Source organism: Kitasatospora saccharophila (assembly GCF_039529925.1).
In the GTDB taxonomy this organism is placed as follows: Bacteria; Actinomycetota; Actinomycetes; order Streptomycetales; family Streptomycetaceae; genus Kitasatospora; species Kitasatospora saccharophila.
The window spans coordinates 1-15,495 of record NZ_BAAANS010000106.1; the positions used below are offsets into that span (position 1 = coordinate 1).

At 73.0% G+C, this 15,495-nt stretch carries 13 protein-coding genes; 8 read left to right on the forward strand and 5 right to left on the reverse strand.

Going from position 1 to position 15,495, the window contains the following annotated elements; translation table 11 throughout:
• The first annotated feature begins 206 nt into the window (after positions 1 to 206).
• From ABD345_RS38355 to ABD345_RS38370, 4 genes are all read left to right on the forward strand, one after another.
• The gene (locus ABD345_RS38355; protein ID WP_344559206.1) at positions 207 to 620 is read left to right on the forward strand and encodes a helix-turn-helix domain-containing protein; all 414 of its coding nucleotides are present in this window, start codon (positions 207 to 209) and stop codon (positions 618 to 620) included.
• Positions 617 to 979, forward strand: a complete 363-nt coding sequence (locus ABD345_RS38360) for a DUF4180 domain-containing protein (RefSeq protein WP_344559208.1) — start codon at positions 617 to 619, stop codon at positions 977 to 979. The genes ABD345_RS38355 and ABD345_RS38360 overlap by 4 nt, the downstream gene beginning before the upstream one ends.
• A 248-nt stretch (positions 980 to 1,227) precedes the next feature.
• Entirely contained in the window at positions 1,228 to 3,852 is a 2,625-nt protein-coding gene (locus ABD345_RS38365; RefSeq protein WP_344559210.1) for a collagenase, read from the forward strand.
• Positions 3,853 to 3,926: 74 nt separating this feature from the next.
• The gene (locus tag ABD345_RS38370) at positions 3,927 to 4,553 is read left to right on the forward strand and encodes a dienelactone hydrolase family protein (protein ID WP_344559212.1); all 627 of its coding nucleotides are present in this window, start codon (positions 3,927 to 3,929) and stop codon (positions 4,551 to 4,553) included.
• Between the two features lie 29 nt (positions 4,554 to 4,582).
• Here ABD345_RS38370 and ABD345_RS38375 read toward each other — a convergent pair whose 3' ends face one another.
• On the reverse strand, positions 4,583 to 5,683 hold the full coding sequence (locus tag ABD345_RS38375) for a winged helix DNA-binding domain-containing protein (RefSeq protein ID WP_344559214.1): 1,101 nt from the start codon (positions 5,681 to 5,683) through the stop codon (positions 4,583 to 4,585).
• 201 nt (positions 5,684 to 5,884) lie between these two features.
• On the opposite strand from ABD345_RS38375, the gene dnaE reads away from it, so the two are divergent.
• Positions 5,885 to 9,442 carry a DNA polymerase III subunit alpha gene (dnaE, locus tag ABD345_RS38380; protein ID WP_344559216.1) on the forward strand — a complete coding sequence of 1,186 codons (3,558 nt, stop codon included), beginning with the start codon at positions 5,885 to 5,887 and terminating at the stop codon, positions 9,440 to 9,442.
• Between the two features lie 45 nt (positions 9,443 to 9,487).
• On the opposite strand, the gene ABD345_RS38385 is transcribed toward dnaE, so the two are convergent.
• From ABD345_RS38385 to ABD345_RS38395, 3 genes are all read right to left on the reverse strand, one after another.
• Entirely contained in the window at positions 9,488 to 10,021 is a 534-nt protein-coding gene (locus tag ABD345_RS38385) for an RDD family protein (protein WP_344559218.1), read from the reverse strand.
• A gap of 114 nt (positions 10,022 to 10,135) precedes the next feature.
• Complete coding sequence (locus ABD345_RS38390; RefSeq protein WP_344559219.1) at positions 10,136 to 10,585, reverse strand: type II toxin-antitoxin system PemK/MazF family toxin; 450 nt, start codon at positions 10,583 to 10,585, stop codon at positions 10,136 to 10,138.
• Between the two features lie 38 nt (positions 10,586 to 10,623).
• Entirely contained in the window at positions 10,624 to 11,568 is a 945-nt protein-coding gene (locus tag ABD345_RS38395) for a LysR family transcriptional regulator (protein ID WP_344559220.1), read from the reverse strand.
• 71 nt (positions 11,569 to 11,639) lie between these two features.
• Here ABD345_RS38395 and ABD345_RS38400 point away from each other — a divergent pair, with 71 nt between their 5' ends.
• Both ABD345_RS38400 and ABD345_RS38405 read left to right on the forward strand, forming a co-directional pair.
• Positions 11,640 to 12,479, forward strand: a complete 840-nt coding sequence (locus tag ABD345_RS38400; RefSeq protein ID WP_344559221.1) for a dihydrodipicolinate synthase family protein — start codon at positions 11,640 to 11,642, stop codon at positions 12,477 to 12,479.
• Between the two features lie 193 nt (positions 12,480 to 12,672).
• A complete protein-coding gene (locus ABD345_RS38405; protein ID WP_344559222.1) occupies positions 12,673 to 13,719 on the forward strand; it encodes an aspartate-semialdehyde dehydrogenase in 1,047 nt (348 codons plus the stop codon).
• Positions 13,720 to 13,780: 61 nt separating this feature from the next.
• On the opposite strand, the gene ABD345_RS38410 is transcribed toward ABD345_RS38405, so the two are convergent.
• Complete coding sequence (locus tag ABD345_RS38410) at positions 13,781 to 14,572, reverse strand: hypothetical protein (protein WP_344559223.1); 792 nt, start codon at positions 14,570 to 14,572, stop codon at positions 13,781 to 13,783.
• 172 nt (positions 14,573 to 14,744) lie between these two features.
• On the opposite strand from ABD345_RS38410, the gene ABD345_RS38415 reads away from it, so the two are divergent.
• Positions 14,745 to 15,495, forward strand: a 751-nt coding sequence (locus tag ABD345_RS38415) for an NYN domain-containing protein (RefSeq protein ID WP_344559224.1), incomplete at its 3' end; no start/stop codon positions are given.

Genomic DNA, 15,495 nt, shown 5'->3' on the forward strand with positions numbered 1-15,495 from the left:
GGGAGGGGCGGAGGAGGGGAGCGGGGGCGGAGAGAAGGAAGGAGAAGGAGGGGGAGAGGGGGAGGGGCGGGGGAGGGGGCGGAGGGGAGAGCGGGGAGGGGGAGCAGAAGAGGGGGCGAGGGGGAAGGTGAGGCATGGGGCGGCGTGGCGGGGTGGGTTGTTCTCTATTTGGCTGTACTTTGGGGAGGGATAGGGAAGGATAGGGAATGAACGATTTCTACTCCGTCGAGGACGTGGCGGAGCTGCTCGGGCTGCACGTGAAGACCGTGCGGGGGTACGTGCGGGACGGGAAGCTCAAGGCGGTGCGGATCGGGAAGCAGTACCGGATCGCCCGGGCGGAGGTGGAGGCGTTCACGGGGGGCGGGGTGCCGGTGGGGCCGTCCCGGGTGGAGGTCTCGGCGGTGGTGCAGGTGGACGGGGTGGGGGCGCGGGACGCGGACCGGTTGGTGACGGGGGTGTTGGCGGCGGCGTCGGCGTGGTCGGGGGGATCGCGGCCGTTGTGGGTGCAGGCGGTGCGGGAGGAGGAGCGGAGCGCGTTGCGGTTCGTGGTGCTGGGGCCGCCGCGGCGGGTGTCCGAAGTGTTGGCGTTGATCGACGAGTTGGCGGGAGGCATGCGGTGACGGAGATCCGGGAGCTGGGCGGGGTGCCGGTGATGGTGGCGCCGGCCGAGGGGGAGGTGGTGGCGGGGGAGCGGCAGGCGCTGGACCTGCTGGGGGACGCGTCCTACCGGGGGGCGTCCTGGGTGGTGCTGCCGGTGGAGCGGTTGGATCCGGAGTTCTTCCGGCTGCGCAGCGGCGTCGCGGGGGCGGTGGTGCAGAAGTTCGCGCAGTACCGGATGGGGCTGGCGGTGGTGGGGGACGTCGCGGAGCGGGTGGCGGCGTCGGACGCGCTGCGCGACTTCGTCCGGGAGAGCAACCGGGGCCTGCAGCTGTGGTTCGTCGCGGACCTGCCGGAGCTGGCCGGGCGGCTGTCTGGGTAGCGGGCCGGCGGCGGGGGCGCCCGCCGGGGTTATGGCCGGCAGTCGACTTGCACCGGGGGTCTTTCGGTGACAGGTGACATGTGTAATTGTACATGTCACCGGCCGTCGAGGGGCATCTCGGCGGCCACCGACCCTCCGCCGCGTCCCCAAGCGCGGCGTCATATCGGCCCGGAGGCCCCCACGTGCGAACCTTCCGGATGACCCTCGCGTCCGCAGGACGGACGCTGAGTCTGTTGTTGTCCCTCTGTATGGCCCTCGGGTTCCTCGGCGCGCTGGCGCCGGGAGCCCGGGCGGCCGGTCCGGCCGACCGGAAGCCGGCCAAGTCCGAGAAGTCCGACCAGGCCCTGAAGGCCGACCGGGCGGCCAAGGCGGGCAAGGAGGCGCCGCTGAACTCGGCGGCGGCCGAGCGCCGCAAGGACTCCGCCAGCAACGTCCGCTCGGACGCCGGCAAGCGGCCCCCGCTGGCGACCGGGGGCGCTCCCGGCGGCCTGCCGGGCGACGTGCCGGCCGCCACCACCACCTGCGACGCCGCCGACTTCACCGGCCGCACCGGCGCGGCACTGGTGACGCAGATCAAGTCCTCCACCGTCGACTGCGTCAACTCGCTGTTCCTGCTCAAGGGGAACGACGCCAAGGCGGCGTTCAACGAGTCCCAGATGGTCACCGTCGCCAACGCGCTGCGCGACGCGTCCGCCGCGTACCCGGGCGACAACTCCACCTCGGCGCACCAGATCGTGCTCTACCTGCGGGCCGGCTACTACGTGCAGTGGTACAACGCGGACGTGGTGGGCACCTACGGCAGCAGCCTGAAGGGCGCGATCGAGGGCGGCCTGGACGCCTTCTTCGCCGGCGCGCACTCGCGGGACGTCACCGACGCCAACGGCGAGACGCTGGGCGAGGCCGTCACCCTGATCGACAGCTCGCTGGAGAACGCCCGCTACCTGAAGGTCGTCGAGCGGCTGCTGAACGGCTACGACAGCAGCTACGACTCGTCCTGGTACATGGTCAACGCCGTCAACAACACCTTCACGGTGTACTGGCGCGGCCACCAGAACAGCGACTTCCTGCCCGCCGTCAAGGCGGACCCGGCGGCCCTGGACGCCCTGCGGTCCTTCGCCGCCCGCAACCTCGGCCTGCTCGGCGGGAACAACGACTTCCTGGTCGCCAACGCGGGCCGCGAACTGGGCCGCTTCCTGCAGTACGCGGACCTGCAGCCGACCGTCCGCCCGCAGGTGAAGGGCCTGCTCGACCAGAGCTCGATCACCGGGAGCACCGCCTCGCTGTGGGTCGGCCTGGCCGAGATGACCGACAGCTACGACAAGGCGAACTGCTCGTACTACGGCACCTGCGACCTGGTGGACCGGGTGAAGGCCGCCGTGCTGACCGTCAACCACACCTGCAGCGACAGCATCGACATCATCGCCCAGTCGCTCACCGCCGACCAGCTCGCCACCGCCTGCACCAGCCTCAAGGGCCAGGACGCGTACTTCCACAACGTGGCCAAGGACAACGGGCCGGTCGCCGACGACCGGAACACCACCATCGACGTGGTGGTCTTCCACTCCAGCAGCGACTACCAGAAGTACGCCGGCGTCATCTTCGGCATCTCCACCAACAACGGCGGCATGTACCTGGAGGGCGACCCGACCGCGGCCGGCAACCAGCCGCGGTTCATCGCCTACGAGGCCGAGTGGGTCCGCCCGGACTTCCAGATCTGGAACCTCAACCACGAGTACACCCACTTCCTCGACGGCCGGTTCGACATGTACGGCGACTTCGACGCCGGTCTGACCACCCCGACCGTCTGGTGGGTCGAGGGCTTCGCCGAGTACGTCAACTACGGCTACCGCGGCGCCGACGACACCGGCGCGATCGACCAGGCGGGCCAGCACACCTACCCGCTGTCCACCCTGTTCGACACCACCTACGAGAACGCCGACCAGACCCGGATCTACAGCTGGGGCTACCTGGCCGTCCGCTACATGCTGGAGCAGCACCGCTCCGACATGGACGCCGTGCTCGCCAAGTACCGCACCGGCGACTGGAACGGCGCCCGCAGCATCCTCAAGACCACCATCGGCACCCGCTACGACGCCGACTTCAACACCTGGCTGACCGCCTGCAACACCGGCGCCTGCGGCACCGGCTCCAGCACCAACCCGCCCACCACCCCCGGCGGCGACTGCACCGCCGCCAGCCCGCAGCAGCTCGACCTCGGCTGCAGCCGCAAGGACGCCGCCGCGGCCGCCGGCGACTACTCCTACTTCTACGTGTGGGTCCCGGCCGGCACGGCCAACCTGACCGTCAGCTCCAGCGGCGGCACCGGCAACGCCGACCTGTACTACAACGGCGCCACCTGGGCCACCACCGGCGCCAACACCGCCAAGTCCACCAGCAGCGGCAACACCGAGACCCTGACCGTCGCCAACCCCACCGCGGGCTGGAACTACGTCAGCCTCTACGCCGCGGGCAACCAGTCCTTCGCAGGCGTCACCATCACCGCCGCCAACGGCACCGCCACCACCCCGCCCGGCAACACCGGCGGCGAGTGCACCGCCGCCGACACCCGCCAGCTCGACAACGGCTGCGTCCGCAGCAACGTCTCGGCCGTCAAGGGCGACTACGCGTACTTCTACGTGTACGTGCCGGCCGGCACCGCCAGCCTGAAGATCAACGCCTCCGGCGGCACCGGCAACGCCGACCTGTACTACAACGGCAGCACCTGGGCCACCACCGGCGCCAACACCGCCAAGTCCACCAGCAGTGGCAACACCGAGACCCTGACCGTCGCCAACCCCACCGCGGGCTGGAACTACGTCAGCCTCCACGCCGCCCAGGACTTCGCCGGCGCCACCGTCAGCGCGAGCTTCTGAGCCCGTCCCGCACCGAACGGCCCGGCCCACCGCACCGGTGGGCCGGGCCGCCGCGCGTCCCCCGATGGGCGATCATGGGGGGACCGCACCCGCAGCACCGAGGAGCCCGACCCGTGGCCGAGATCGTCCTGTTCCACTCCGCGTACGGCCTGCGCCCCGCCGTCACCGCGGCCGCCGATCGGCTGCGCGCCGCCGGGCACACCGTGCACACCCCCGACCTGTACGAGGGGAAGACCTTCGACGACCTGGAGGAGGGCATGGCGTACCGCGACGAGGTCGGCAACGACGAACTGCTGCGCCGGGCCGTCGGCGCCGTCGCCCCGCTGCTGCCGGTCGAGGGCGGGCTGGTGTACGCCGGGTTCTCGCTCGGCGGGTCGCTGGCGCAGAACCTGGCGCTCGCCGACGAGCAGGCCCGCGGCCTGGTGCTCTTCCACGGCACTTCGGACCTGCGCGAGAACGCCGCCACCGAGATCCCGGTGCAGCTGCACGTCGCCGAACCCGACCCGTTCGAGTCCGACGACTGGCTGAACACCTGGTACCTGTGGATGACCCGGGCCGGCGCCGACGTCGAGGTGCACCGCTACCGGGGCGCCGGGCACCTGTACACCGACGCCGACCTGCCCGACCACGACGCCGAGGCCGCCGAGCGGACCTGGGCGGCCGCGCTGGCCTTCCTGGCGGAGCTGGACGGGCAGGGCTGAGCCGGGCGGGCGGGGCCGAGCGCCGCGCCTCAGGACGCGAACACCACCCGGCGGCGCTCCGCGTCCGGCTCCAGGAAGGCCAGCAGCCGTTCGCCCTCCCGCTCCAGTTCCGGGCGGCGGCCGTGCGGCAGCAGCGGGGTCAGGGTGAGCACGGCCGCGCCGCCCGAGCGGGCGTGCTCCCAGACGCCCGCCACCAGCCCGTCCACCAGGTAGGAGGCCAGCAGGGTGCCGTTGACCGCCCGGTAGACCCGCTGGTGGATCTCGGCGGGCAGCATCCGGGTGCGGTCGGCGTGCGAGAGCAGCGCGGCGTCCCACTTCGGCAGGAAGCGCACCGGCAGCTCGCCGCCCGGGTCGGACGGCGGCGGGGCGCCGGGCAGGTCGAGCAGCTCGCGGCCGTCCTCGGCCCGGTAGCGGACCAGCTCGCCCGCCCCGTCCAGCTCGGCCAGCGCCGGGTCGAGTTGGCGCAGCCGCAGGCCGGTGAAGTGCGCGAGGTCGGCGCGCGAGGCCGGGCCGTAGCCCGCCAGGTAGCGGCGCGCCAGCCGCGCGGTGGCGGCCGGCTCGGGCGGCAGCTCGCCCGCCCACAGCACCATCCGCGGCTTGCCGTGCGCCCGCCAGTGCCCGGACGGGGCGACGTGCACCAGCGGGAGCAGCGCCCGCGGGTAGTGCAGCAGGTCCGCGGCGCGGACCCGGCCGCCGGAGGCCGCGGCGGTGTGCTCGCGCAGCTCGTCCGCGCTGCGCGGGACGGCGGCGAAGGCCCGCAGCGAGGCTTCCAGGGCGGCCTCGTCCAGGTCGGCGTCCCGGTGCCGGCCGCGCAGTTCGGTCAGCCAGCGGCCGCGCCAGGCCGCCGCCAGGTGCCCGTAGTCGGCCCCGGCCACCAGGTGCAGGGTGCCGCGCATCAGCGTCGACTTGACCACCGTGCCGTCCAGCAGCGCCGCCTCCAGCTCCCGGTGCTCGAAGCCGGGCAGCCGGGTCCACAGCGCCAGGTGCGGCGAGGGGGAGTACTGGGCCTGCAGCGCGGCCAGCCGGGCCACCGCCCCGGCGGCGGACGGCCGCTCGGTGCGGTGCAGCAGTTGGCGGGCGAAGTAGGAGGCGGTCAGCTCGCGGTCGGAGAGGGTGCGGGCGGCGGGCATCGCGGGGCCTCCTGGGGGGCGTGCGGGGGTGGCCCAAGCTAACAGGCCGTCAGGACAGCCGGGCCGCCGCGTGGGGGGAGGATGGGGCCGGAGGGGAGGATTAGACTCGGGGGCGCGATCCCGGAAGCCGTGGTCCGAGCCCTGGTGGTGGCTCGGGCCTCACGTGTTTCAGCCCTCTCCCAGGACCCCGGAGGCCCCGCCTTGAGCGACCAGCCGTACGCGCACCTGCACGTCCACACCGAGTACTCGATGCTGGACGGCGCAGCCCGGCTGAAGCAGTTGTTCAAGGAGGTCGAGCGGCTCGGGCAGAGCCACGTGGCGATGACCGACCACGGCAACATGTACGGCGCGGCCGAGTTCCACAAGCAGGCCGTCGCGGCGGGCATCACCCCGGTGATCGGCATCGAGGCGTACGTGGCCCCGGAGTCGCGGACGAACACCAAGCGGATCCTGTGGGGGCAGCCGCACCAGAAGAAGGACGACGTCTCGGCGTCCGGCGCCTACACCCACAAGACCATCTGGGCCCGGGACAAGGAGGGCCTGCACAACCTCTTCAAGCTGACCTCGCGCTCCTACGCGGAGGGCTGGCTGGTGAAGTGGCCCCGGATGGACAAGGAGATCATCGCCGAGCACGCGGCGGGCCTGATGGCCACCACCGGCTGCCCGTCCGGCGAGGTGCAGACCCGGCTGCGGCTGGGGCAGTTCGACGAGGCGGTCCGGTCGGCGGCCGAGTACCAGGAGATCTTCGGCAAGGAGAACTACTTCCTGGAGCTCATGGACCACGGCCTGGAGATCGAGAAGCGGGTCCGCGACGGACTGGTCGAGATCAGCCGGAAGCTGGGCATCCCGCCGGTCGTCACCAACGACTCGCACTACACCACCGAGGGCGACGCGGGCGCCCACGACCTGCTGCTCTGCGTGCAGACCGGCAAGAACCTCTCCGACCCGGACCGCTTCCGGTTCGACGGCACCGGCTACTACATCAAGTCGGCCGCCGAGATGTACGGCCTGGACGGCTCGGACATCTGGCAGGAGGGCTGCCGCAACAGCCAGCTGCTGGTCGCCCAGCGGGTCGACACCGCCGGCATGTTCGAGTTCAAGAACCTGATGCCGCGCTTCCCGATCCCGGAGGGCTTCGCGTCCGAGGCGGACTTCTTCCGGTCCAAGGTCTGGGAGGGCATGGACTGGCGCTTCCCGGGCGGCTACGACGAGGAGCACCGCAAGCTCGCCGAGTACGAGATGGACACCATCGTCCAGATGGGGTTCCCGGCGTACTTCCTGGTGGTCGCCGACTTCATCATGTGGGCCAAGAGCCAGGGCATCGCGGTCGGCCCGGGCCGCGGCTCGGCGGCCGGCTCGCTGGTCGCCTACGCGATGGGCATCACCGACCTCGACCCGATCCCGCACGGCCTGATCTTCGAGCGCTTCCTCAACCCCGAGCGCGTCTCGATGCCCGACGTCGACATCGACTTCGACGAGCGCCGGCGCGGCGACGTGATCCGCTACGTGACCGAGAAGTGGGGCTCCGACAAGGTCGCCATGATCGTCACGTACGGCACCATCAAGGCGAAGGCCGCCATCAAGGACTCCTCCCGGGTCCTGGGCTACCCGTACGCGATGGGCGACCGGATCACCAAGGCGATGCCGCCGGACGTGATGGGCAAGGGCATCCCGCTGTCCGGCATCACCGACTCCTCGCACCCGCGCTACGGCGAGGCGGGCGAGATCCGCGCCCTGTACGAGAACGACCCCGACGTCCGCAAGGTGATCGACACCGCGCGCGGCATCGAGGGCCTGATCCGGCAGCCCGGCGTGCACGCGGCCGGCGTGATCATGTCCGCCGAGCCGCTGACCGACCACATCCCGGTCTGGACCCGGCACACCGACGGCGTCACCATCACCCAGTTCGACTACCCCACCTGCGAGGGCCTCGGGCTCCTCAAGATGGACTTCCTCGGCCTGCGCAACCTGACCATCATGGACGACGCGGTCAAGGCGATCGAGAAGAACAAGGGCGTCAAGATCGAGCTGCTCCAGCTCCCGCTGGACGACAAGCCCGCCTACGAACTGCTGGCCCGCGGCGACACGCTGGGCGTCTTCCAGCTCGACGGCGGCCCGATGCGCTCGCTGCTGCGCCTGATGAAGCCCGACAACTTCGAGGACATCTCCGCCGTCCTGGCGCTCTACCGGCCCGGCCCGATGGGCGTCAACTCGCACACCAACTACGCGCTGCGCAAGAACGGCCAGCAGGAGATCACCCCGATCCACCCCGAACTGGCCGAGCCGCTCAAGGAGATCCTGGAGCCCACCTACGGCCTGATCGTCTACCAGGAGCAGGTGCAGAAGGCCGCGCAGATCCTGGCCGGCTACTCGCTCGGCCAGGCCGACCTGCTGCGCCGCGCGATGGGCAAGAAGAAGAAGGAGATCCTGGAGGCCGAGTTCGTCCCGTTCCAGCGCGGCTGCCGGGAGCGCGGCTACTCGGACGCGGCGATCCAGGCGGTCTGGGACGTGCTCGTCCCGTTCTCCGGCTACGCCTTCAACAAGGCGCACACCGCCGGCTACGGGCTGGTCTCGTACTGGACGGCCTACCTGAAGGCCAACTACCCGGCCGAGTACATGTCGGCGCTGCTCACCTCGGTCAAGGACGACAAGGACAAGTCCGCGGTCTACCTCAACGAGTGCCGCAAGATGGGCATCCAGGTGCTCCCGCCGGACGTCAACGAGTCGGACGCCGACTTCACCCCGCACGGCAGCGAGACCGTCCGGTTCGGCCTGACCGCGATCCGCAACGTCGGCGGGCCGGTGGTGGAGTCGATGATCCGCACCCGGAAGGCCAAGGGGAAGTACACCTCGTTCCCGGACTTCCTGGAGAAGGTCGAATCGGTGGTGTGCAACAAGCGCACCGTCGAATCGCTGATCAAGGCCGGGTCGTTCGACTCGCTCGGGCACACCCGCAAGGGCCTGAGCGCCCAGTTCGAGCCGATGATCGACAACGTGGTCGGGATCAAGCGCAAGGAGGCCGAGGGCCAGTTCGACCTCTTCAGCTCCGCTGACATCGGGCACAGCGGGGGCGACGCCGTCTCGGACGAGCCGTCCTTCGGACTGGACGTGGTGTTCTCCGAGGAGGAGTGGGAGAAGCCCTTCCTGCTCACCCAGGAGCGCGAGATGCTCGGCCTGTACGTCTCCTCGCACCCGCTGCACGGCATCGAGCACGTGCTCGCCGACAAGGCGGACTGCGCGGTCGCCGACCTGGCCGAGCGGCCGGACGGCTCGATGGTGACCATCGGCGGCATCATCTCCGGCCTGCAGCGCAAGATGACCAAGCAGGGCAACGCCTGGGCGATCGCCACCGTCGAGGACCTGGCGGGCTCGATCGACTGCATGTTCTTCCCGGCCAGCTACCAGCTGGTCTCCTCGCAACTGGTCGAGGACGCCGTGGTGTTCGTCCGCGGCAAGGTCGACAAGCGGGAGGACGTGCCGCGGCTGATGGGCATGGAGCTGTCGGTGCCCGACCTGAACAACCTCGCGGCGCAGCTGCCGATCGTGATCACCGTGCCGGAGGACCGGCTGACCCCGCCGATCGTCGGCCGGCTCCGCGAGGTGCTCGTCCACCACAAGGGCAGCACTGAGGTGCACGTCCACCTGCGCGGGGAGACCAAGACGGTGGTGCTGCGGCTGGACCGGCACCGGGTGAAGTCCGACCCGGCGCTGTTCGGCGACCTCAAGCAGCTGCTCGGACCGAGCTGCCTGGCGAGCTGAGACCGCGGGCGGGGCTCCGGCCGAGCCCCGCCCGCGCGGGCCGGGTCAGCCCTCCTTGACCACCAGGGTCTTGGCGGCCTTGTCGTGGAAGCACTGCTGCAGCGGCTTGTCCCACAGCAGGGACAGGCAGTTGACCAGCGAGAACAGGCCGCCGACGAACGGGACCAGGACCGGCCCGCCGTAGACGCCGGCCCGGGTCCACAGCTCGTTGTCGGTCGGGCGGCCGCCGTGGGCCGCGCTGACCACGCGGAGCCGCATGGCCTTCTTGCCGACGGTCTGGCCGTGCTGGGTCAGCAGCATGGCGGCCTCGTAGCCGACCATGACGACGGCGGCGAGCACGTAGTAGAGGTAGAGGCTCGGCGCGATCAGGTTGACGATGACCAGCGGGACGAGCAGGACCGCGACGTCGATCAGGCGGGCCAGGAAGCGGTCCAGCGGCGCGGCCAGCACCCGGGTGCCCGGGGCGGGCTGCCCGCCGGGCGGGGTCTGGGCGAGCCAGCCCGGAAGCCCCGCGCCTTGCGGGTACTGGCCGTACGGCTCCTGCGGAGACCCGTAGCCGGGAGGGGTGCTGCTGCTCATGCGTACGACTCCAGCTCAACTGTGGGGATTCCTGGAGCCGTTGTACCGGCAGCGGGCGGACCGGGGAAGAACGATCCGACAATCGTTACCCGGCCCGGCCCCGCCCCGGCCCGCTCACTGCCAGCGGTAGCGGTGCCGCAGCGCGTCGACCACCAGCTGGAACCGGGCCCGGTCCAGCGCGCACGCCTCGCGCCGCATCCCGCCGTCGCGGACCCGGAACACCCGGTCCAGCGCCACCCAGGAGTCCCGCCCGCTGCGGTCCCACGGCCCCGCGCCCAGCGGCACCCAGTCCCGGTCGTCGTCGTGGCCCTTGCTGGACAGCATCACCGTCAGCAGCGAGCCGCCCGCCTCCCGGGCCACCACCAGCACCGGCCGGTCCTTGCCCCGCCCGTCGTTCTCCTCGTACGGCACCCACGTCCAGACGATCTCGCCCGGGTCCGGGTCGCCGTCGTGGTCCGGCGCGTACTCGGTGCGCACCCGGCCCACGCCCTCGGCCCGGACCTCCACCGTGGCGTCCGCGCCGAACCGGCCCGGCTGTTCCTGCTGCTCGTTCAACTGATGCATGCCGGAAGGCTAGCGACCGTCCGTGAACGGCGGGAAGGTCAGGCCGAACGGAGTTCGGCGGGCACCGCCGCGTGCAGGGCCGCCGCGAAGGCCGCCACCGCCGGGTGGGCGGCGCCGCCGGCCCGGAACGCGGTGCGGGTGCGCCGGTACAGCGGCAGCCGGGTCAGCACCACGCCCGGCGGGCAGTCGCCGATGCCCAGGTGCGGCACCAGCGCCACCCGGGTCAGCACCACGCCCGGCGGGCAGTCGCCGATGCCCAGGTGCGGCACCAGCGCCACCCCCTGGCCGACCGCGACCAGGGCCAGCTGGGCGGCGAAGTCGTCCACCCGGTGGCGCACCCGCGGGCCGAACCCGGCGGACTGGCACACCCGTTGGACCATCGTGTGGCAGAGCGTCCCGGGCGGGGAGGTGATCCACGGGCTGTCCCGGTGCCCGGCCAGGGCGCCCGCCGAGCGGGCCGCCAGGTACAGCGGCTCGGCGAACACCGGCCCGGTCAGCGCGATCCCGTCCTCCGGCTCGCCCGGCACCAGGTCGTACTCGTGCACCAGCGCCGCGTCCAGCTCGCCCGCGCGCAGCGCGGCCGCCACCGCCGCCGGGTCCACCTCGCTGACCATCGCCTCCAGCTCCGGGTGCCGGGAGGCCAGCTCGGCCAGCGCCGCGGGCAGCAGGGCGCGCACCGCGGACGGGTAGGCGCCGATCCGCAGCGGCCCGGCCGGCCCGGTCCGGGCGCGCGCCAGCTCGGCGTCCGCCCGCTCCAACAGCTCCAGCACCGCCTCGGTGTGCCGCACCAGGTTCCGCCCCGCCGGGGTCAGCGCCACCCGCCGCCCGGTCCGCTCCAGCAGCGGCACCCCCGCCTCCCGCTCCAGCACCGACAGCTGCTGGGACACCGCCGAAGGGCTGAACGACAACGCCTCCGCGACCGCCGCGATCGTCCCCTGGTGGGCCAGTTCGCGCAGCAACCGCAGCCTTCGCACATCGAGCATCGGCCCAGCTTACGAGAAGCATCGGCAATGTGAACTGGACCTGCACGGTCGCCGCCCGGCAGGCTTCCCGCATGGAACTCCACGGCATCCACGTCCCGCTGGTCACGCCCTTCGACGCCGACGGCGCGCTCGCCCTCGACGCCCTGGAGCGGCTCGCCCACGACAGCCTGGAAGCCGGCGCGGCCGGCCTGGTCGCCCTCGGCACCACCGGCGAACCCGGCTCGCTGACCGACGCCGAACAGGACGCGGTGATCGAGGTCTGCCGCCGCGCCACCGACGCCCACGGCGCCGTGCTCACCGTCGGCGCCGGCCACGGCGGCACCGCCCGCACCGCCGGGGCGCTGGCCGCGCTGGCCGGCCGGGCCGACGCCGCGCTGGTCGCCGTCCCCGGCTTCGTCCGCCCCGGCGAGGCCGGGGTGCTGGCCCACTTCCGGGCGCTGGCCGCGGCCAGCCCGCTGCCGCTGATGATCTACCACATCCCGTACCGCACCGGGCAGCGGCTCGGCGCCGACACCCTGCTCGACCTGCTCGCGCTGCCCGCCGTGGCCGGGATCAAGTACGCGGCCGGCGGCATCGACGAGGAGACGGTCGCCCTGCTGGCCGCCGGACCGCGCGGCGTGCTGGCCGGCGACGACCTGTTCCTCTCCCCGATGCTGGCCCTCGGCGCGGACGGCGGCGTGCTGGCCTCCGCGCACCTGGAGACCGCCCGCTTCGTCGCCCTGCACCGGGCCTGGCAGGACGGCGACGCCGCGCTCGCCCGCAAGCTCGGCGCCGAACTCGCCGCGCTCTCCCGGACCGCCTTCGCCGGCCCCAACCCGACCGCGCTCAAGGCGCTGCTGCACCGCGCCGGACGCATCCCGACGCCCGCGGTGCGGCTGCCGCTGCTCGCGCACGACCTCGGGGACGCCTGAGCGGCCGCTCCCGGGGACACCCGGGAAGAGCCGGATCGCACGCAGGATTTCCGGCGGGGAAGGGCCTGCGCAGGAGGGATTTCCGCCGCGGACGGCAAGCGTTCACGCTTTGGGACACCCCCGCCGAAACCCGCTCTGACAAGGCATGATGGGCCGGGACAACCGGCACAACCGGTAGCAGGAGGAGAGACGGATGAGGATCGGCATCGTAGGTGCCACCGGTCAGGTCGGCGGCGTGGTCCGCGAGATCCTGGCGGAACGTGCTGATTTGACTGGTGGATTGGGCCCGGTCGAGCAGCTGCGGCTGTTCGCCTCGGCCCGCTCGGCGGGGCGCACCCTGCCCTGGAAGGACACCGAGGTCACCGTCGAGGACGCCGCCACGGCCGACTACAGCGGCCTGGACATCGTGATCTTCTCGGCGGGCGGCGCCACCTCCAAGGAGCTGGCCCCCAAGGTCGCCGCCGCCGGAGCCGTCGTCATCGACAACTCCTCCGCCTGGCGCCGCGACCCCGAGGTCCCGCTGGTCGTCGCCGAGGTCAACCCCGACGCGATCACCGAGCGCCCCAAGGGCATCATCGCCAACCCGAACTGCACCACCATGGCCGCGATGCCCGTGCTGCGCCCGCTGCACGAGGAGTCCGAGCTGGTCACCCTGGTGGTCTCCACCTACCAGGCGGTCTCCGGCTCCGGCCTGGCCGGCGTCTCCGAGCTGCACGAGCAGGCCCGCAAGGTCGTCGACGGGGCCGCCGCGCTCGTCCACGACGGCGCCGCCGTCGAGTACCCGGCGCCCGGCGTCTACCAGCGCCCGATCGCCTTCAACGTCGTCCCGCTCGCCGGGTCGATCGTCGACGACGGCAGCAACGAGACCGACGAGGAGCAGAAGCTCCGCCACGAGAGCCGCAAGATCCTCGGCATCCCCGAGCTCAAGGTCTCCGGCACCTGCGTGCGCGTCCCGGTCTTCACCGGCCACTCGTTGCAGGTCAACGCCCGCTTCGCCCGCCCGATCAGCCCCGAGCGGGCCACCGAGCTGCTGGCCGACGCCCCCGGCGTCGCGCTGACCGACATCCCGACCCCGCTGCAGGCGGCCGGCCAGGACCCGAGCTACGTCGGCCGGATCCGCACCGACGAGACCGTCGAGCACGGCCTGTCGCTGTTCCTGTCCAACGACAACCTGCGCAAGGGCGCGGCGCTCAACGCCGTGCAGATCGCCGAGCTGGTCGCGGCCGAGCTGCGCGCCTGACCCGCGCGGACGGGCCCCCGGGTGGAAGCACCCGGGGGCCCGTCGCGCCGTCCGGGGGCGCTCACTGGCCCGGGTGCGCCGACTGCCCGTCGACCGCCACCGGCAGCTCCGCCGACAGCGCGGCCGCCGTCCACTTGTCGCCCGGCGCGTACCACTGGTACGTCCCCGACAGCCGGGCGGGCACGTTCAGCGCCAGCTCGCCCCCGGCGTCCGTGCCGGCCACCGCCAGGGTGGTCCAGGTGTCGCCGCCGTCCGGACGGAACTGCAGGTAGGCGAGGGTGCCCTGCTGCGGCACGTCGGTGTTGCCGTCCCACTCGGCGCGCCGCAGCCGGGCCCGGACGGTGACCGCCTCGCCGGGGGCCGCCCGGGTCGGGGCCGCGGTCCGGTCGAACCCGGCGGCGTGCTTGAGCGAGAAGCCGGCCGCGTTCTTCGACAGGTAGCGGTCGCCGTCGTTGGCGCGGATCCGCAGGTCGACGAACCAGCTGCCGGCCTGGTCGTCGAAGAGCGCCCGGGCGGTCGCCGAGACGGTCGCCGTGCCGCTGCACCGGGCCGTCGTCCCGGCCGGGTCGAGCGGCGCGCAGGTCATCCGGCCGACCTTCAGGGCCGCGTAGTTGGGCCCCCACAGGCCGACCGGGTCGACCGAGCGGATCCCCGAGTCGTCGCGCGCGGTCACCTCCACCGTCACCGTGCGGGTCCCGTCCGGGCCCAGCTCGACCGTCCGGCCGCCGTCCACCGAGACGGACAGCAGCTCGACGTCCCCGCTGGAGGACTCCGGGGCGGTCGCGGGCACCAGGACGACGGCGACCGCCCCGACCGCCGCCACCGCGCACAACGCCACCGCACTCTTCCGCACGGTGTCCCAGTATCCAGGGTCGACCGCCGGCGGCCCGGCCCGGTCCGGCGGCGGGACGGGCGGGACGGGCGCGGTTCGGCGGGCGAACGGAGGGTAAAGGTGTGCCCAACGGTCGCCGGACCACCGGGCGGAGCCCTCACCGCCGGACCGGGCCGAGGAGGAGGTGCCGGAGATGGACCGCTGCGTCGTCCTGGTCGACGCGGGCTACCTGCTGGGCGCGGCCGCCAGCCTGCTCGCGGGGGATCCCGGCCGCCCCCGGATCGCCGTCGACCACCCGGTGCTGATCGCCGCCCTGCGCGAACGCGCCGAGGCCGAGACCGGCCTGCCGCTGCTGCGGATCTACTGGTTCGACGCGGCCGTCGACCGCCGCCCCGCCCCCGAGCACCGCCGACTGCGGGTGCTGCCCCGGGTCACCGTCCGGCTCGGCGCGCTGACCAAGGCCGAGGGCCGCTGGGTGCAGAAGGGCGTGGACGCGGCGATGCACGCCGAACTCAGCGAACTCGCCCGCAACCACGCCTGCGCCGACGTGGTGCTGGTCACCGGCGACGGTGACCTGCTGCCCGGCGTCGCCTCCGCCAAGGAGCACGGCGTCGCCGTCCACCTGTGGGCCCTGCAGGCCGCCGACGGGGACTTCAACCAGTCCGAGGAGCTGGTCGGAGAGGCCGACGAGCGCCGGGTGCTGGACCGGCAGTGGATCGAGCGCTGGGCCCGCCCCAGGGAGGGCGCCGAGACTCCCGCGCCCGCCCCCCGGGCGCTGCCGTCCGTCGCGCTGCCGTCCGTCGCGGTGCCGTCCGTCGCGGTGCCGTCCGTCGCGGTGCTGCCCGCCGCCGGGGCACCCGCCCCCGCGCCCCGCGCCCGCCCCGTCCCGCTGGTGCCCGCCCCGCTGGTGCCCGCCCCCGCCGCCGCGGCGGCCGCCCCCCCGG